Raw genomic sequence first — 18372 nt, 5'->3', positions numbered from 1 at the left:
ACACACCATGAAAAACATCAAGACCCTGATCGCCACCGCCGTGGCCGTGCTGGCCACCGGTGCTGCACAAGCCGACATCAACGTCGGCGTGAGCCTATCGCTCACCGGCCCGGGTTCGGGCCTGGGCATCCCGATGCAGAACTACTTCAAGCTGTTCCCGCAAACCATTGGCGGTGAGAAGGTGAACCTCATCATCCTGGACGACGCCACCGACCCCGGCAAGGGCGCGGCCAACGCCCGCCGCTTCGTGACCGAAGACAAGGTGGACCTCATCATCGGCTCGTGCATCACCGCTGTGGCCGCCGCCATGACCGACATCGCCAGCGAAGCCGGCACGGTGCAACTGGCCGGTTCGCCCGTGGGGGTGCCTGCGGGCAAGGACAAATGGCTGTTCCGCCTGCCGCAGTCCAACACCGTGATGGGCAGCGCGGTGGTGGAACACATGAAAAAACAGGGCGTGAAAACCCTGGGCTTCCTGGGCTACACCGACGCCTACGGCGAACAGTGGCTGAAGGAAATCACCCCGCTGCTGGACAAGGCCGGTATCAAGATCGTGGCGACCGAGCGTTTTGCCCGCACCGACACCAGCGTGACCCCACAAGCCCTCAAGCTGACCTCGGCCAACCCCGACGCCATGCTGATCGTGGCCTCGGGCTCGGGTGCCGCCATGCCGCACATGGCCGTGGTGGACCGTGGCTACAAAGGCAAGATCTACCAGACCCACGCTGCGGCGACCCAAGACCTGATGCGCGTGGGCGGCAAGGCGGTGGAGGGCTCGTTTGTGGTGTCCGGCCCGGCCGTGATTGCCGAACAACTGCCCGACACCCACCCGTCCAAAAAACAGGCCATCGACTTCGTGCAGAAGTACGAAAAAGCCTACGGCGCCAACTCGCGCAACCAGTTCGCCGGCCATGCCTACGACGCACAGGTGGTGCTGGAAAAAATTGTGCCTGCCGCACTCAAGAAAGCCAAGCCCGGCACGCCCGAGTTCCGTGCAGCGCTGCGTGATGGCATGGAGACCATGGGCCGCACCATCTTCGCCCACGGCGTGATGAACTGGACCGCCGCCGACCACTGGGGCTACACCAACGAAACCGGTGTGATGCTCAAGGTCGTGGACGGCAAGTTCAAGGTCGAATAAGCGTCGTCCCCGGGGTGTGTGCCCGCGTGGCGCCGCCCCACCCTCTCCCTCCCCAACCCGGACCCGGCCATGGATTTCTCGATCGCCAGCATTCTGCTGCTGGACGGTGTGACCAACGGCGCCATCTACGCGCTGCTGGGCCTCGCCACGGTGCTTGTGTTCACCGTCACCCGCATCATCTTCATCCCGCAGGGCGAGTTTGTCGCCTACGGGGCCCTCACCCTCGCCATGCTGCAGACCGGCAAAACACCCGGCACGGTGTGGCTGCTGCTCATCCTGGCCGGCATCGCCGCCGTGATGGAAGGGGTGGCCCGTTTCCGCCACCACGGCCACGCGGGCCGCGCCACACAGGCCGCACTCAAAACCCTGTTGGCGCCGGTGATCGTGTCGCTGTTCACCATCTGGGCGGCACCTCAGCAGTGGCCGTTGGTGGCACAAGCGCTGTTGTCGGTGGCCGTGGTGACCGCCTTCGGCCCCCTGGTCTACCGCGTGGCCTACCAGTCGCTGGAAGATGCCACGCCGCTGGTGCTGCTCATCGTTTCGGTGGGCGTGCACTTCGCCATGACCGGCCTGGGTCTGTTGTTCTTTGGCGCCGAGGGTTTCCGCAACCCCAGCTTCTGGGACTACCGGGGCCAGATCGGCCCACTGACCGTCAGCGGTCAAACCATCATCATCGGTCTGAGCACGGTGGCGCTGATCGTGTTGTTCTACCTCTACTTCGAGCGTTCGCTCAAGGGCAAGGCCTTGCGCGCCACCGCCGTCAACCGCACCGGCGCGCGCCTCATGGGCATTTCCACCCACAGCTCGGGCCAGCTCACCTTCACCATGGCGGCCCTGCTGGGCGCGCTCTCGGGCTTGCTGATCGGCCCCACCACCACCGTGTTCTACGACTCGGGATTCCTCATCGGCCTGAAGGGCTTTGTGGCCGCCGTGGTGGCAGGCCTGTCCAGTTACCCGGGCGCCCTCATCGGGGCCATGTTCGTGGGTGTCGTCGAATCTTTTGGCTCCTTCTGGGCCAGCGCTTTCAAGGAAGTGATCGTGTTCACGCTGATCCTGCCGGTGCTCTTGATCCGCTCCATCACCAGCGGCCACTCCGACGAGGACCACTGAAGTGAAAAAGCCCACCCCCGTCGCTTGCCCGCTTCGCGTGGCCGCATCCCCCCTCAAGGGGGCGACACCAGCCGTCCGGCAAAGCCGGCCCGGCGGTGTCCCCCGCCTGAGCGCACTTGACGCGCAACACACGTCGGAACAGTCGCCATGGATATAAGGAAAATGGGCTTGGCTGCCCTCATCGCCGCCGTGCCGCTGATCGCGGTGCTGCCGCTGCCTGATTTCTGGATCACGCAGCTCAACTACATCGGCCTGTACAGCCTCACCTCGCTGGGCCTGGTGCTGCTCACCGGCATTGGTGGCCTGACCTCCTTCGGGCAGGCGGCATTTGTGGGCATTGGCGCCTACACCACCGCCTGGTTCACCCTCAACCTGGGCTATTCGCCGTGGGTCACGCTGTTCATCGGGCTGGCGTTCACTGCCATCAGCGCGCTGGTGGTGGGTGTCATCACGCTGCGCATGTCGGGCCACTACCTGCCACTGGCCACCATCGCCTGGGGCCTGTCGCTGTACTACACCATGGGCAACCTGGACGCGCTGGGCAAGTACGACGGCCTGCTGGGCATCAAGAGCCTGTCCATCGGTGGCTTCGACATCGGCCAAGGCCGCGCCTTTTTTGTGCTGACCTGGGCCATCCTGCTGTTGCTGGCCTTTGCCCTGCTGCACCTGTTGGACTCGCGTGCCGGCCGCGCCATCCGCGCCATGAAGGGCGGCTCGCAAATGGCCGAAGCCATGGGCATCAGCACCTTCCGCTACAAGGTCACCATCTTCGTGCTGGCCGCTTTGTTCGCCTCGGTGGCCGGCTGGCTGCTGGCGCACTTCCAGCGCACGGTCAACCCCTCGGCCTTCGGCCTCAAGATGGGCATCGAGTACCTGTTCATGGCGGTGCTGGGCGGTGTGGGCCACGTGTGGGGCGCCATCGCCGGTGCCGGGCTCATCAAGCTGCTGGACGACCAGTTGCAGGTGCTGCTGCCCAAGCTCATTGGCACCAGCGGCAGCTACGAGGTCATCGTGTTCGGCATCGCCATGGTGCTGGTGCTCAAGTACCTGCCGGATGGCCTGTGGTCGCTGGTGGAACGCAAGCTGCCGCGCAAACAGCGCAAGGTGGATTGGGCCAACGCCGCCGCCCTACCCGAGCGCAGCAAACCCGCCTCAGGCGAGGTGGTGCTGGACGTGCAAGCCATACGCAAGCAGTTCGGTGGCCTCACCGCGGTGAACGACATCAGCTTCCAGATTCAGGCCGGGCAAATCGTGGGTTTGATCGGCCCCAACGGTGCGGGCAAGTCCACCACCTTCAACCTCATCACCGGCGTGCTGGGCATGACCAGCGGGCAAGTGGTGTTCCGGGGCCAGGCGGTCGGTGGCAAGCCCTCGCGCGAAATCTCGCGACTGGGCATGGCCCGCACCTTCCAGCACGTGAAGATGATTGCCGACATGACGGTGCTGGAAAACGTGGCGCTGGGCGCCCACACCCGGGGCAACAAGGGCGTGCTCCCCGCCATGTTGCGCACCAACCGCGCCGAAGAACAACGGCTGTTCCGCGAAGCGCAACGCCAACTGGAGCGCATTGGCATGGGCGCCTACCTGCACGAACAGGCCGGCAACCTGGCCATGGGCCCTCAGCGCCTGATGGAAATCGCCCGCGCCCTGTGCGCCGACCCTGCCCTGCTGCTGCTGGACGAACCCGCCGCCGGCCTGCGCCACAAAGAGAAGCAGGCCCTGGCCGATGTGCTGCGCCAGTTGCAGCGCGAAGGCGTGAGCATCCTGCTGGTGGAGCACGACATGGACCTGGTGATGCAGGTCTGCGACCACCTGGTGGTGATGGAGTTCGGCACCCTGCTGACCCAGGGCACACCCGCCCAGGTTCAGCAAGATCCCAAGGTCCGCGCGGCCTACCTCGGCACGGAACATTGACATGAGCACCCCCCTTCTTCGCATCCACCAGCTTCGCGCCGGCTACGGCCGCGCCGAGGTGCTGCATGGCATCGACCTGCACGCCGACAAAGGCAGCGTCATCACCGTGATCGGCCCCAACGGCGCCGGCAAATCCACCCTGCTCAACAGCATGATGGGCTTGCTGCCGTCCAAAGGCCTGGTCGAGTACGAGGGCGAGGACATCGGCACCCTCACCCTGGAAGAACGCGTGATGCGTGGCATTGCTCTGGTACCCGAAAAACGCGAGCTGTTCGGCACCATGCCGGTGGAAGACAACCTGGTGCTGGGCGGCTACCGCCAGATGCGCCTGGGCAACGCCCAGTGGCGCTCGCGCCTGGACGACGTCTACGCCCTGTTTCCGCGCCTGAAAGAACGTCGCACCCAGCTGGCCGGCACGCTCTCGGGCGGCGAGCGCCAGATGCTGGCGGTGGGCCGCTCGCTCATGTCGGGCCCGCAGGTGTTGATGCTGGACGAACCCAGCCTGGGCCTGGCGCCGCTGATCGTGAAAGAGATCTTTTCCATCATCGAAACCCTGCGCCAGACCGGCGTGACCATCGTGCTGGTGGAGCAGAACGCGCGCGCCGCGCTGGCCGTGGCCGACCACGGCTACGTGCTGGAAATGGGCGAACTGAGCCTGCACGGCCCCGCAGCCGAGCTGGCGCGCGACCCGCGCGTGATCGACACCTACCTCGGGGCCGCCAAACAATGAACGCCTACCGCCCCAACCCGGCAGAGACCACCTTTCTGCTGTTCGATGTGCTGCGCTTGCCGCAGCAACTGGCCGAGCTCCCCGCCCTGGCCGACGTGGCCGACCCCGCCCTGATGCAGCAGGTGCTCGAAGAGGCTGGCAAATTTGTGGGCGAGGTGGTGGCGCCGCTGAACCGGGATGGCGATGAAATCGGCTGCCGCTTCGAGGCTGGCACGGTCACCGCGCCACCCGGTTTTGCCGACGCCTATCGCGCCTTCTGGCAAGCCGGCTGGCCCGCGCTCGCCACGGCCCCCGAAGACGGTGGCCAGGGCCTGCCCAGCGTGCTGGAAGCCGTGCTGTACGAGTGGCTGAGCGCGGCCAACCACGGTTGGACCATGGCGCCCGGCCTGCTGCATGGGGCCTACGAGTGTGTGAAACACCACGCAAGCGACGCCCTCAAGGCGCAGTACCTGGAGAAGCTGGCCACCGGCGAATGGTTGGCCACCATGTGTCTGACCGAAACCCACGCGGGCAGCGACCTGGGGCTGGTGCGCACCAAGGCCGTGCCGCAGCCTGACGGCGGTTACCTGCTGAGCGGCACCAAGATCTTCATCTCGGGCGGCGAACACGACCTGAGCGAAAACATCGTGCACCTGGTGCTGGCCCGCCTGCCCGACGCGCCGGCAGGCCCCAAGGGCCTGTCACTTTTCCTGGTGCCCAAGTTCTACGCCGATGGCAGCCGCAGTGCCGTGGTGTGCGAACGCATCGAGGAAAAAATGGGCCTGCACGGCAGCCCCACCTGCGTGATGCGCTTCGACGAAGCCCATGCACAAATCGTCGGCGAACCGGGCCGTGGGCTCAACGCCATGTTCGTCATGATGAACGCCGCGCGCCTGCACGTGGCCTTGCAAGGCGTGGGGCTGCTGGACGCCGCCTGGCAAAAGGCCAACGCCTATGCTGCCGAGCGCCGCCAGATGCGCGCGCCCGGCCCGCGTGTGGACGGTGAAGCGGCCGACCTCATCCACCGCCACCCCGCCATGCGCCAGAAGCTGGACACCCAGCGCGCCTGGTTGGACGCCGGCCGCGTGTTGGCCTACCGCACCGCGCTGGAGCTGGACGTGGCCAAACACCACCCCGACGCCCAACGCCGTGCCGCCGCGTTGCGCTGGTGCGCGCTGACCACCCCGGTGCTCAAGAGCGCCTTCACCGAACAAGCCTTCAGCGGCGGCAGCGAATGCCTGCAGGTGTTTGGCGGCCACGGCTACGTGCGGGAATGGGGCATCGAACAAATCGTGCGCGACGCGCGGGTGAGCATGATTTACGAAGGCACCAACGAGATCCAGGCCATCGACCTGCTGATCCGCAAGGTGCTGCCCGACGGAGGCGCGGCCCTGAACGCCCTGCTCGACGAACTTGACGACGGTCATCCCGAAAGCCAGCCACGCATCGCAGCGCTGCGTGACATGACCGCCGCCGTGGTGTTGGCCGCGCCCACCGACGAAACCCTGGCCCATGAGGTGGCGGGCGACTACCTGCGCGCCACCGCCCTGGTGCTGCTGGACTGGGCCTGGCGCCAGATCGAAAACGCCGCCTCGCTGCAAGACCAGCGCTGGAGCCGCCCGGCCCTGGCCCTGCGCCAGCGCGTCTTGCCCGAATTGGCCATGCGCCAGCACATGGTGCTCGCGCGTTGTGCACAATCACAGCCTCACACCGTCATCACATGAGCAAGTCCACCTTCTACGACGTCCAGGTCCAGTTCGGCGATTGCGACCCCGCCGGCATCGTCTTTTTTCCCAACTTCTCCAAGTGGATGGACGCCGCCTCGCTGCATTTTTTCATGGCCAACGGCGTGCCACCCTGGCGCGAGCTGATCAAGACGCGTGGCATCGTCGGCACACCGCTGCTGGAGATCAACACCCGCTTCATGGTGCCCGCCACCTACGGCGAAACGCTGCGCATCGAAACCACCGTGGAAGAATGGCGCGAGAAGGTGTTCATCCAGAAACATGTGGTGCGACGTGGCGACACGGTGTTGTGCGAGGGCCGGGAAACCCGCGCTTTCGTCGTGCACCCCCCCGAGAACCCGGATCGCATCAAGGCCATCCCGGTGCCCGAGGACATCAAGGCTTTGTGCGCCTGAGCCATCCCCACGCACACACATGGCCGAACCCAGCACCGCCCGCAGCCTCAAACGCAGTTCGTCGCCCCGCAAGGCGGCGACAGTGGAGGGCGACATCGACACCAGCTACCTCGAAACCCTCACCGGCTACAACGCCCGCCGCGCGGCGCTGACCATCATTTCGGTGTTTCTGGAGCGCATGGCGCAGTACGAACTGCGCCCGGTCGATTTTTCGGTGTTGTCGCTCATCGCCCACAACCCCGGCATCACCTCGCGCCAGTTGTGTGGCGCGCTGGACATCCTGCCGCCCAACCTGGTGGGCATGCTGCGCGTTCTGGAAACGCGAGGCGTGATCGAAAAACGCGAACACCCCACCGACCGCCGCGCCCAAGGTTTGCACCTGAGCGCCGCCGGCAAAAAGCTGTACACCAAAGCACAACGCACCGCCTCGCAATTGGAGTTGGACACCCTGAGCGACCTCAGCCCACAGGAGCGTGAGACCTTGCACAGCTTGTTGCGGCGGGTGTACCGGCCCACGCGGGGCCCTGCCGCGTCAGATCAGACGATGTGAGCGGGGTGGTGGGACGCACCCACCCGTTTACAGCAGGACGATGTCGTACTGCTCCTGCGTCATGGAGCTTTCGCTGGTGAGTGAAATCGGCTTGCCAATGAAGTCCGACAGACCGGCGAGGTGTGGGCTTTCCTCATCGAGGAACAACTCCACCACCTGCGGCGAAGCCACCACGCGGAACTCGCGCGGGCTGAAGGCCCGCGCTTCGCGCAAGATTTCTCGCAGGATGTCGTAACACACGCTGCGCGCGGTTTTCACCACACCTTTGCCCTCACACGCCGGGCAGGGTTCGCTGAGCATGTGGGCCAGCGATTCTCGGGTCCGTTTGCGGGTCATCTCCAGCAGGCCCAGCTGTGAAAAATCGCCCAACATGGTTTTCACGCGGTCGCGCGCGAGCTGTTTGCGAAACTCGGCCAACACGGCGGTGCGGTGCTCATCGCGCACCATGTCGATGAAATCGACAATGACAATGCCACCCAGGTTGCGCAGGCGCAGTTGGCGCGCAATGGCCTGCGCCGCTTCGAGGTTGGTTTTGAACACCGTCTCGTCGAAGTTGCGTGCACCCACAAACCCGCCGGTGTTGACGTCCACCGTGGTCAGGGCTTCGGTCTGATCGATGACCAGGTAGCCCCCCGACTTGAGGTCCACGCGCCGGCTCAACGCGCGCGCAATCTCTTCGTCGATGTTGTGGAGATCGAAGATGGGACGTTCACCGCTGTAGTGCTGCAGGCGTTTGAGGGTGGCCGGCATGAATTCCGTGGCGAATTGCTGCATCAGCCCAAACTGCTCGCGCGAGTCGATGCGAATGGACTGGGTCTGAGCGCCCACCAAGTCGCGCAGCACCCGTTGCATGAGGTTCAAGTCCTGGTGCAGCAGGCTGGCCGGTGGCTGGCGCGAGGCGGCTTCGCGTATGCGGTCCCAGGTCTTGCGCAGGTAGGCGATGTCCTCGGCCAGTTCCTCGTCGGTCGAATCCTCGGCATTGGTGCGCAGGATGAAGCCGCCACTGACCTGGCCACCGGGCAAGGCGGTCAGCGTCGTCAAGCGCTGGCGCAGCGATTCGCGCAAATCGCCAGGGATTTTTTGCGACACACCGATGTGGTTGTCCTGTGGCAAAAACACCAGCAAACGGCCGGCGATGCTGATCTGGGCGGTCAGCCTCGCACCTTTGGTGCCAATGGGGTCCTTGAGCACCTGCACCATGAGGGCCTGGCCCTCGAACACCTGGCGCTCGATGGGCAACACACCGTCGCCACCCGAGCTGGCCGCGCTGGCGGTCGCGTTGCGGTCCTTGGGGCCGTGTTTGGCGTTGATCTGGGGCATGAGGTCGGCCACATGCAAAAAGGCCGCACGCTCCAGCCCGATATCGATGAAGGCCGACTGCATGCCCGGCAACACCCGCGACACTTTGCCGAGGTACACATTGCCCACCAGGCCACGCTCCAAGGTGCGTTCCAGGTGCACTTCCTGCACCGCGCCCTGCTCGATCACGGCAACCCGCGTTTCCTGGGGCGCCCAGTTGATCAGAATGTCCTGACTCATCGGATGTGTGGCTTGAAAGGGTGTCAAAGCAGCCGCAGACCAGCGGCCTGCAGCACCTGTGCGGTCTCAAAGGCCGGCAGGCCCATGATGCCACTGTAGCTGCCCGATATCTGGCGCGCCCACATGGCGGCCTTGCCCTGAATGGCGTACGCACCGGCCTTGCCCATGGGCTCGCCGCTGGCCACGTAGCGTGCGATCTCGGCGGGCTTCATCTCGGTGAACGCGACGCTGGAGCGGCTGAGTGCGGCGAACACCTGGCCCTTGTGAGCGACGGCGACCGCGGTCAGCACCTGGTGCTTGTGGCCCGACAATTGGGCCAGCATGCGCCTTGCATGGGCCGCGCTCTCTGGTTTGCCCATAATGTCGCGGCCCATGGCCACGGTCGTGTCGGCGCACAACACGGGGGCCAGCGGGAGACCTCTGCGCTTGAGCCTGTCCACTGCCGCCTCCAGCTTGAGCCGGGTCACGCGTTGCACGTAGCGGGACGGTGGCTCGTTGGGTTTCACCACTTCCAGCGCTTCGCTGTCTTCGTCCGCATCGGGCAAGAGCAATTCACAGCGCACCCCCCACTGCTCCAGCAGCTGCTTGCGGCGGGGGCTCTGAGAGGCCAGATAAATGAAGTCACGCATGCAAAAACGCTCCCATCAAGCGGCCGTTTCGCCGCCGGGCCGCCCCAAGGCGAAACAGCCCCCTCGGGGGGCAGTGACCCGCGCAGCGGCGGAGCGTGGGGGTGACATCACTCACGGTGGTAAGGGTGGTTGGCATTGACGGACCAGGCGCGGTACAGCTGCTCGATCAACAGCACCCGGGCCAGGGCGTGGGGCAAGGTCATGTCAGACAGGCGAATGCGCTCGTGCGCAGTCTGGCGAAATGCAGGCTCCAGGCCGTCGGGCCCGCCGATGACCAGGGCGACATCGTCGCCTTCGAGCTGCCAAGCCTTCAAGCGCTCGGCAAGCGCCTTGGTGGTGAGGTTGGTGCCACGCTCGTCGAGCACCACGATGCGGGTGCCACGCGGAATCTGTGCCTCAATGCGCGCGCGCTCGGCCGCCAGCAGCGTCTCCAGGGTTTTGGAGCCGCGTGGTTCGGTCTTGACGGTCTTGATGTCCACCCGCAGTTCGGGTGGAAAGCGCTTGGCGTAATCGTCGTAGGCGGTCTGTGCCCAGTCGGGCATGCGCTGCCCGACCGCGACGATGCCGAGCTTCATGTGGACTTTTTGGTCGACTTCGCTGCAGGCTTGCGGGCCGGTGCGGCTTTTTTGGCCGCTGCCTTCTTGGCCGGTGCGTTCACCTTGACCACCTTGACCGGGGCCTTGGTGGCGGGCTTCTTGGCCACAGGTGCCTTGGTCACCGCACCCTTGGTCGCGGGCTTCACGGCGGACTTCTTGGCGGGGGCTTTGGCTGCAGGTTTGGCGGTGGCGTTTTTGGGTGCCTTGGACGGGGCCTTGGCCGGCGCTTTGGCCGCCGCTGCGGCCTTGGCCACCTTGGCTGCCACCTTCTTGGCCGGCACAGCCGCCACGGGCGCTTTGGCTGCGGTCTTTTTGGCGGCCGGCTTCTTGGTGGCCGGCTTCTCGACCACCACCGGCTTGGCGGCACCGTGTTTCAGCCGAACAGGTTTTTCGCCCCAAATTTCCTCGAGGCGGTAGTACTGGCGGATGGCGGGCTGCATCACGTGCACCACGGCAGCGCCGCAATCCACAATGATCCACTCGCCGTTTTCTTCGCCTTCGGTGCGTGGCTTGGGAAAACCGGCTTCGCGCACGGCATCGCGCACGCTGGCCGCGAGAGCCTTGGTCTGCCGGTTGGAGGTGCCACTGGCCACCACCACGCGTTCAAACAGCGGCGAGAGGTGCTCCGTGTTGAACACCACGATGTCCTGGGCCTTCACATCCTCCAGCCCGTCGACGATGGCGCGCTGCAGTTTTTGGGTGTTTTTGTTGGCCGTGGTTTCGCTGGTCATGAATGGTGGTTGTAAAGGTGATGGGAGGAAATATAGCGCGCAACGCTTTCGGGCACCAGCACGTCGAGTGCGCCCCGCTGGTCGCCGGCCTCGCGCACCTGGGCACGCACGGCGGTGGCGCTGATGTTGCGCAGGGGCATGTGCAAGAGTGTGAAAGGCACATCGACACCCGACAAGTCCATCTCGACCTCCTGGTCGAGGCGGGCGTCGGCACCGATGTTGATGGCCCGGTTGGCCACTGCGATGGTGGCGTATTGGAGCACGTCTTCCCAGCGCACCCAGGTTTTGAAGGCCAGCAACTGATCGGCGCCCAGCACCAGGAACAACTCAGCCCCCGGGTACTCGGTGCGCAACTCGCGCAATGTATCGGCCGTGTACGACGGGCCTTCGCGGTGGATTTCGCGTTCGTCGAAGTGGATGTTGAGCAGCCCGTCAAAGGCCAGCTTGCACATGGCGACGCGGTGCTCGGCGGGCGAAAGCTGGCGCGGCTTGTGCCAGGCGTGGCCCGTGGGCAGGATGTGCAGGTGGTCCAGCCGCAACTGGCCCAGGGCGGTTTCGGCCAGCGCGCGGTGTGCCCAGTGGGGTGGATCAAACGCGCCACCGAACATGCCCACACGCAGCGGGGGTTTGGCCTGTCCCGCTCGCGGGTTGGGTGTCTCGTTCATGGCTCAGATCCAGTCGCGACGCACAAGGAAATCGCGGGTGAGGCGGTCCTCCGGTGAGCCGGGTTCGGGCTGGTGGTTGTAGGCCCAGCGCACCAGCGGTGGCATGGACATGAGTATGGATTCGCTGCGCCCGCCCGATTGCAGGCCAAAGTGGGTGCCACGGTCCCACACCAGGTTGAACTCGACGTAGCGACCCCGGCGGTACAACTGGTGGTCGCGTTCGCGTTCGCCCCAGGGCATGGCCTGGCGGCGCTCCACGATGGGCAGGTAGGCGCTCAAAAACGCATCACCCACGGCACGTGTCATGGCGAAGGCGTTGTCGAAGCCACCTTCGGAAAAGTCATCAAAGAACACGCCGCCGATGCCACGCGCTTCGTTGCGGTGCTTGAGGAAAAAGTAGTCGTCGCACCAGGCCTTGAAACGCGGGTACTTGTCGTCCCCAAAGGGGGCCAGGGCGTCGGCGCAGGTGCGGTGGAAGTGCACCGCGTCTTCCTCGAACGGGTAATAGGGCGTGAGGTCCATGCCCCCACCAAACCAGCACACCACCTCGCCACCGCCCACGGGCGTGGCCGCGATCATGCGCACGTTCATGTGCACGGTGGGCACATACGGGTTGCGCGGGTGGAACACCAGCGACACACCCATGGCTTCAAACGGCGCGCCAGCGAGTTCGGGCCTGTGCTGCGTGGCCGACGGCGGCAGTTTCGGCCCAGTGACGTGGGAGAAGCCACAGCCTGCGCGCTCAAACACCACACCATTTTCCAGGATGCGGGTGACGCCCTGCCCTTGCAAGGCTTCACCAGGCGGCTTGGCCCACGCATCGCTGACGAAGGCCTGGCCGTCCAGCGCTGCGATGGCGGAGGTGATGCGCTCCTGCAGCGAGGTGAGGTAGTTGCGCACCACCTGGGTGGACGATTCGGTCATGGCTTGAGCGCGCGGCTGCCAATGTCGCGTCGGTACTGCATGCCGTCGAACTGAATGCCCCGGATCACGTCGTAGGCGCGCTGCTGCCCGAGCTTGACCGAATCCGCCAGCACGGTCACACACAACACGCGGCCACCGTTGACCTGAACGGTCTCGCCGTCCAGCTGCGTGCCGGCGTGGAACACCATCGCATCATCGGCATCCGCCGGCAGGCCCGTGATGGCGTCGCCCTTGCGGGGGTTCAGCGGGTAGCCGTGGGCGGCCAGCACCACGCCCAGCGCGGTGCGGCGGTCCCAGTCCAGTTCCGTCTTGTCCAGTTCACCCGATGTGGCGGCCATCATCACGTCTACCAGGTCGGACTTCAGGCGCATCATGATGGGCTGGGTTTCGGGGTCGCCCATGCGGCAGTTGAACTCGAGCGTCTTGACCGCGCCTTCGGGCGAAATCATGAGGCCCGCGTACAAAAAGCCGGTGTAGGGGATGCCGTCTTTTTCCATGCCACGGATGGTGGGCAAGATGATTTCGCGCATGGCGCGGGCGTGCACATCGGGCGTGACCACGGGCGCGGGCGAATAGGCGCCCATACCCCCGGTGTTGGGCCCCTGGTCACCATCCTGCAGTCGTTTGTGGTCTTGTGAGGTGGCCAGCGCCAACACGTTTTTGCCGTCGCACAAGACGATGAAGCTGGCTTCCTCGCCCTGCAGAAACGCCTCGATCACCACCCGCGCGCCGCCGGCGTTGTGGCTCACGCCCAGGGTGTTGTCCACCAGCATGAAGTCCACCGCCTCGTGGGCTTCGGCCTGGCTCATGGCCACCACCACACCCTTGCCAGCGGCCAGGCCATCGGCCTTGACCACGATGGGCGCGCCCATGCGGTCGATGTAGGCGTGTGCAGCAGCGGGGTCGGTGAAACTTTCATACGCGGCCGTGGGAATGCCATGGCGCAACATGAAGGCCTTGGAAAAGGCTTTGGAGCTTTCCAGCTGTGCGGCCGCCTTTGTCGGGCCGAACACCCGCAGACCATGGGCGCGGAACTCGTCCACCACACCGGCGGCCAGCGGCGCCTCGGGGCCCACCACGGTGAGGCCAACGCCGTTGCCCTGCGCCCATTCGCGCAGTGCCACCACGTCGGTGATGGGCACGTTGATGAGGTCGCGGTCGCGCGCCGTGCCGGCGTTGCCCGGCGCCACAAACACCTGGGTGGTCTTGGGCGACTGCTTGAGCTTCCAGGCCAGCGCGTGTTCGCGGCCACCGCCGCCAATGACGAGAATTTTCATGGGGACTTTCAGATCGCCGCGTTGTGAAAGATGTCTTGAACGTCGTCCAGGTCTTCCAGCACGTCGAGCAGTTTTTGCATGCGCGCCGCGTCGTCGCCAGCCAACTCGATGGTGTTTTCGGGTCGCATGGTGACCTCGGCCACTTCTGGCTTGAGACCGGCCGCCTCCAGGGCATCGCGCACCGCCTCAAAATCGGCAACGGGTGTCAGCACCTCCACAGCGCCGTCGTCGTCGGTCAGCACATCGTCGGCGCCGGCTTCCAGCGCCACTTCCATGACCTTGTCTTCGGACGTGCCCGGGGCAAAAACGATCTGGCCGCAGTGCTTGAACTGGAAAGCCACCGAGCCCTCGGTGCCCAGGTTGCCACCGTGTTTGCTGAACGCGTGGCGCACCTCGGCCACGGTGCGCACGCGGTTGTCGGTCATGGTGTCGACGATGATGGCCGCGCCGCCGATGCCGTAGCCCTCGTAGCGGATTTCCTCGTAGTTCATGCCTTCGAGGTTGCCCGAGGCCTTGTCGATGTTGTATTTGATGCGGTCCGCCGGCATGTTGGCGGCCTTGGCCTTGTCCACCGCCAGGCGCAGACGCGGGTTGGCGCTCAAATCGCCGCCGCCGGTGCGAGCCGCCACCGTGATTTCACGGATGATGCGCGTCCAGATCTTGCCGCGCTTCTCGTCCTGCCGGCCCTTGCGGTGCTGGATGTTGGCCCACTTGGAATGTCCTGCCATGAAAACCTCGTCTGTTCCGGCGCGTCTGGCCGGGTTGGGCGCGGCACATGGGCCGCTGAAGATAACCTGATATTCTACTTTTTGGCCGCCGACACCCCTTTTGCACCGGTGGCGCCCACAGGAGAGGTTTGAACATGTCCAGCGCCATTGCCCCGCTTCACATCGCCCAGAACAGCCACGCGCAGTGCCACCTGCTGCCGGGTCTGGCCAACCGGCACGGCCTCGTCACGGGTGCCACCGGCACCGGGAAAACAGTGACGCTTCAGACACTGGCCGAACAGTTCTCGCGCATCGGCGTGCCTGTCTTCATGGCCGACGTGAAAGGCGATCTGACCGGCATCAGCCAGCCCGGCAAGATCGGCGACAAGCTGGCCGCGGTGCTGAAGGACCGAGGCATCACGCCACCCGAACCCCAGGCCTGCCCCACCACGCTGTGGGACGTGTTTGGCGAGCAGGGGCACCCGGTGCGCGCCACCGTGAGCGATATGGGCCCGCTGCTGCTCTCGCGCATGCTCAACCTCAACGACACCCAGGCCGGCGTGCTCAACCTGGTGTTCAAGATCGCCGACGACAACGGCCTGCTGCTGCTGGACCTGAAAGACCTGCGCGCCATGCTGCAGCACGTGGGCGACAACGCCAAACAGTTCACCACCGAATACGGCAACATCAGCGCCGCCAGCGTGGGCGCCATCCAGCGTGGCCTGCTGCAGATCGAGCAACAGGGCGGGGATAAGTTCTTTGGCGAGCCCATGCTCGACATCAACGACTTCATGCAGACGGTGGACGGGCATGGCGTGGTGAACGTGCTGGCTGCTGACAAGCTGATGAACTCGCCCCGCCTGTACGCCACCTTTTTGTTGTGGATGCTGTCGGAACTGTTCGAGCAGTTGCCCGAGATCGGCGACCCGGACAAACCCAAGCTGGTGTTCTTCTTTGACGAAGCCCACTTGCTGTTCAATGAGGCTCCCAAGGTGCTGGTCGAGCGCATCGAGCTGGTGGTGAGGCTGGTGCGCTCCAAGGGCGTGGGCGTGTACTTCGTCACACAAAACCCGCTGGACATTCCCGACAGCGTGCTGGGCCAACTGGGTAACCGCGTGCAGCACGCGCTGCGCGCCTTCACCCCGCGTGACCAAAAAGCCGTCAAAGCCACGGCAGAGACCATGCGCCCCAAGGCTGGCCTGGACATCGAGGCCGCCATCACCGAGCTGGCGGTGGGCGAGGCACTGGTGAGCCTGCTGGACCCCAAAGGCCGACCCACCGAAACCGAACGGGTGTTTGTGTTGCCACCGGGCAGCCAGCTCGGACCCATCACGCCGGCACAACGCCAGGCGCTGCTGAGCCAGTCGCTGGTGGCGGGTGTGTACGAAAAATCCGTGGACCGCGAAAGCGCCCATGAACTGCTGCGCGCCCATGCCGGCGCGCGTGGCGAGGAGGCAGCGCCAGCCGAAACAGGTAGCGTGAAGACGCCCCGCATTCCCGGCGCCAGTGGCCAGAACGGCGCCGGTGCGGCATCGGGGGGCCTGGGTCAGATGGTGAACGAGGCCTTGTTTGGCCGCACCGGGCCGCGTGGTGGCCAGTACGACGGCATCGTGCAAAGCATGGCCAAGTCGGCCGCGCGCAGCGTGGCCACCGGCCTGGGCCGCCAGATCGTGCGCGGCATCCTGGGTGGCCTGCTTGGCGGTAAACGCTGACAAAACGCGGGCAAACGCTGAAACGGCTGTGACCGAGCGCTACTGGCTCATGAAGGCAGAGCCCGCCGAATGTTCGGTGGACGATGCCCTGGCCGCACCCCATGCCACCGTGCCCTGGACCGGCGTGCGCAACTACCAGGCGCGCAACTTCATGCGCGACACCATGCGGGTGGGCGACGGCGTGCTGTTCTACCATTCCAGCTGCGCCGAGCCTGGCATCGTGGGCTTGGCGCAGGTGGCGTCCACCCCCTACCCCGACCCCACGCAGTTCGATCTGGCCTCGCCCTACCACGACCCGAATGCCATGCCCGAATCGCCTCGCTGGTTGCTGGTTGACGTGCAGGTGCTGCAAAAAACCCGCAACCTCACCCTGCCCGAACTGCGGGCAGACTCCCAACTGGCCGACATGTTGCTGCTCAAGCGTGGCAACCGCCTGTCCATCACGCCGGTGGCGCCGGCACATTGGCATCACATCCGAGCGTTGCTCAGCGACTGAGGGACTCCGCTAGCGGATCCTGACCCATCAGCCGCGGGCCCAAACAATCAGGGGGCGATGGCATCGGCATAGTCGTAGAGTTGACCGAGGATGTGCTCAGCACGGTCATCGCCGCGCTCGCTGGCGGCCTCGGCCAGTTCATCAATGCGTTGCGCCAAGCGCTCCAGCGTCAGCGCCCCCCCGTCGCCGTGCAACAAGCGGCGGCTGCACAGCGTTTGCCAGCGTTCGGTCTCGACTTCGTTGAGGGTCTCTGGCCACAGGCGCGCGCGGTAGCGAAACACCAGCTCGCCCAGCCGCTCGTCGTCAAAACCGGTGCGGTCCAGGGCCAACTCTTGCGGCGACAACTGACGCAACACGTCCAGTCGGCGCCGGTCGCCCTGCCCCACAAAACCGCCATACAAGTCCCGCTCGGGGTCCACCGGGGTCGCGTCTGGGGTGCGCCTGAAAACCTGCGCCCAGATGGCGCTCATGTCGGGCAGGTCGCGCGCCGTGGCGGCGTAGCGCATCGCTTGCGCCAGGTCCACGCCCCAGCGTTCGGCCATTTCCGGGCGCAGGGTCTTGAGGTTGCCCACCACCATGGGCGATTTGTTCAGGTGCACGGTCTTGACCGGCAGGCGCGTGACGCCCTCGGGCAGGTCGGCCACGCGGGTGAACATGCGCAGTCGCAGGGTGTCGGCGTCCAGTTGCGCCAGCTCGGACGGATCGGCCGCCAAGTCCCACGCAATCACCTCGTTTTTGTTGACTGGGTGGCTGGCCAGCGGCCACATCACGGCCAGGCAACCGCGCTCGGGCGGGAACATGCCGGAGACGTGAAGAAACGGCCGCGCGGTGTCTGCGGTCGCGGGCAGGCCCAGTTCGGCGGCCACGCGGTCCTTTTTGTGCAGGCCCAGGGCAAAGTCGAACAGGCGGGGCTGGTGCTGCCGTATGAGCCGGGCCAACGCGATGGTGGCGCGCACGTCGGACAGCGCATCGTGCGCCTGTTCGTGGACCAGGCCATTGGCGCGGGCCAGGTCTTCCAGCTTGAAGCTGGGGCGGCCATCGGCTTTGGTCGGCCACTGAATGCCTTCGGGTCGCAGCGCGTAGGTCAGGCGAACAACGTCCAGCAGATCCCAGCGACCGCAGCCGTTTTGCCACTCGCGCCCGTAGGGATCGATCAGGTTGCGCCAGAACAGGAAGCGGGTGAACTCGTCGTCAAAGCGTATCGTGTTGTAGCCCACGCCTATGGTGCCCGGCTCGGCCAGCGCCGAGTGGATGTGAGCGGCAAACACGTTTTCTGGCACACCCTGCTGCAGACACAACTGCGGCGTGATGCCGGTGATCAGGCAGGATTCCGGATCGGGCAGGTAGTCCGGCGCGGGACGGCAGTAGACCATCAACGGTTCGCCGATCTCGTTGAGTTCGGCGTCGGTGCGAATGCCGGCAAACTGCGCTGGCCTGTCCGCGCGGGCGTTGGTGCCAAAGGTTTCGTAGTCGTGCCAGAAGAAGGTGTGCGTCATGCGGGCTCATGAAAAAAGGCCGGCGTTCGACACGCC

18 protein-coding genes are annotated in these 18372 nt (G+C 65.5%); 9 read left to right on the top strand and 9 right to left on the bottom strand.

Annotated elements, in window-relative coordinates; genetic code table 11:
* The first annotated feature begins 7 nt into the window (after positions 1–7).
* The 7 genes from ACFQU0_RS13025 (at position 8) to ACFQU0_RS12995 (ending at position 7564) form a co-directional block, all read left to right on the top strand.
* On the top strand, positions 8–1141 hold the full coding sequence (locus ACFQU0_RS13025; protein ID WP_382201456.1) for an ABC transporter substrate-binding protein: 1134 nt from the start codon (positions 8–10) through the stop codon (positions 1139–1141).
* Positions 1142–1210: 69 nt separating this feature from the next.
* Positions 1211–2251 (top strand): branched-chain amino acid ABC transporter permease, encoded by a 1041-nt coding sequence (locus ACFQU0_RS13020; RefSeq protein WP_382201454.1) that lies wholly within the window; start codon positions 1211–1213, stop codon positions 2249–2251.
* Between the two features lie 162 nt (positions 2252–2413).
* Positions 2414–4165, top strand: a complete 1752-nt coding sequence (locus ACFQU0_RS13015) for a branched-chain amino acid ABC transporter ATP-binding protein/permease (protein WP_382201547.1) — start codon at positions 2414–2416, stop codon at positions 4163–4165.
* 1 nt (position 4166) lies between these two features.
* Complete coding sequence (locus ACFQU0_RS13010) at positions 4167–4895, top strand: ABC transporter ATP-binding protein (protein ID WP_382201452.1); 729 nt, start codon at positions 4167–4169, stop codon at positions 4893–4895.
* Positions 4892–6598, top strand: a complete 1707-nt coding sequence (locus ACFQU0_RS13005; protein WP_382201450.1) for an acyl-CoA dehydrogenase family protein — start codon at positions 4892–4894, stop codon at positions 6596–6598. Before ACFQU0_RS13010 ends, ACFQU0_RS13005 begins: the two co-directional genes overlap by 4 nt.
* On the top strand, positions 6595–7014 hold the full coding sequence (locus tag ACFQU0_RS13000) for an acyl-CoA thioesterase (protein WP_382201448.1): 420 nt from the start codon (positions 6595–6597) through the stop codon (positions 7012–7014). The genes ACFQU0_RS13005 and ACFQU0_RS13000 overlap by 4 nt, the downstream gene beginning before the upstream one ends.
* Positions 7015–7033: 19 nt before the next feature.
* On the top strand, positions 7034–7564 hold the full coding sequence (locus ACFQU0_RS12995) for a MarR family winged helix-turn-helix transcriptional regulator (protein ID WP_382201446.1): 531 nt from the start codon (positions 7034–7036) through the stop codon (positions 7562–7564).
* A 27-nt stretch (positions 7565–7591) separates the two neighbouring features.
* On the opposite strand, the gene rng is transcribed toward ACFQU0_RS12995, so the two are convergent.
* The 8 genes from rng to ACFQU0_RS12955 form a co-directional block, all read right to left on the bottom strand.
* On the bottom strand, positions 7592–9103 hold the full coding sequence (gene rng, locus ACFQU0_RS12990) for a ribonuclease G (RefSeq protein WP_382201444.1): 1512 nt from the start codon (positions 9101–9103) through the stop codon (positions 7592–7594).
* A gap of 23 nt (positions 9104–9126) precedes the next feature.
* Positions 9127–9732, bottom strand: a complete 606-nt coding sequence (locus ACFQU0_RS12985; RefSeq protein ID WP_382201442.1) for a Maf family protein — start codon at positions 9730–9732, stop codon at positions 9127–9129.
* A gap of 107 nt (positions 9733–9839) precedes the next feature.
* Positions 9840–10307, bottom strand: a complete 468-nt coding sequence (gene rlmH, locus ACFQU0_RS12980) for a 23S rRNA (pseudouridine(1915)-N(3))-methyltransferase RlmH (protein ID WP_382201440.1) — start codon at positions 10305–10307, stop codon at positions 9840–9842.
* Positions 10304–11059: a ribosome silencing factor gene (gene rsfS / locus ACFQU0_RS12975; RefSeq protein ID WP_382201438.1), complete on the bottom strand. Its 756-nt coding sequence runs from the start codon at positions 11057–11059 to the stop codon at positions 10304–10306. The genes rlmH and rsfS overlap by 4 nt, the downstream gene beginning before the upstream one ends.
* Positions 11056–11724, bottom strand: coding sequence for a nicotinate (nicotinamide) nucleotide adenylyltransferase (gene nadD / locus ACFQU0_RS12970; RefSeq protein WP_382201436.1), 669 nt, complete (start codon positions 11722–11724; stop codon positions 11056–11058). Before nadD ends, rsfS begins: the two co-directional genes overlap by 4 nt.
* A 3-nt stretch (positions 11725–11727) precedes the next feature.
* Positions 11728–12648, bottom strand: coding sequence for an oxygen-dependent coproporphyrinogen oxidase (gene hemF, locus ACFQU0_RS12965; protein WP_382201434.1), 921 nt, complete (start codon positions 12646–12648; stop codon positions 11728–11730).
* Positions 12645–13925, bottom strand: coding sequence for a phosphoribosylamine--glycine ligase (gene purD, locus ACFQU0_RS12960; protein ID WP_382201432.1), 1281 nt, complete (start codon positions 13923–13925; stop codon positions 12645–12647). Before purD ends, hemF begins: the two co-directional genes overlap by 4 nt.
* 8 nt (positions 13926–13933) lie before the next feature.
* On the bottom strand, positions 13934–14653 hold the full coding sequence (locus ACFQU0_RS12955; RefSeq protein ID WP_382201430.1) for a YebC/PmpR family DNA-binding transcriptional regulator: 720 nt from the start codon (positions 14651–14653) through the stop codon (positions 13934–13936).
* A gap of 134 nt (positions 14654–14787) precedes the next feature.
* Here ACFQU0_RS12955 and ACFQU0_RS12950 point away from each other — a divergent pair, with 134 nt between their 5' ends.
* Complete coding sequence (locus tag ACFQU0_RS12950) at positions 14788–16344, top strand: helicase HerA-like domain-containing protein (RefSeq protein ID WP_382201428.1); 1557 nt, start codon at positions 14788–14790, stop codon at positions 16342–16344.
* A gap of 49 nt (positions 16345–16393) precedes the next feature.
* The gene (locus tag ACFQU0_RS12945) at positions 16394–16840 is read left to right on the top strand and encodes an EVE domain-containing protein (protein WP_382201545.1); all 447 of its coding nucleotides are present in this window, start codon (positions 16394–16396) and stop codon (positions 16838–16840) included.
* A 47-nt stretch (positions 16841–16887) separates the two neighbouring features.
* On the opposite strand, the gene sbcB is transcribed toward ACFQU0_RS12945, so the two are convergent.
* Positions 16888–18336, bottom strand: coding sequence for an exodeoxyribonuclease I (gene sbcB, locus ACFQU0_RS12940; protein WP_382201426.1), 1449 nt, complete (start codon positions 18334–18336; stop codon positions 16888–16890).
* Positions 18337–18372: the final 36 nt, after the last annotated feature.

Source organism: Hydrogenophaga defluvii, assembly GCF_042665235.1.
In the GTDB taxonomy this organism is placed as follows: domain Bacteria; phylum Pseudomonadota; class Gammaproteobacteria; order Burkholderiales; family Burkholderiaceae_C; genus Hydrogenophaga; species Hydrogenophaga defluvii_A.
Note: the sequence above shows the minus strand (reverse complement) of the source record. Positions and strands in the feature narration are given on the sequence as shown.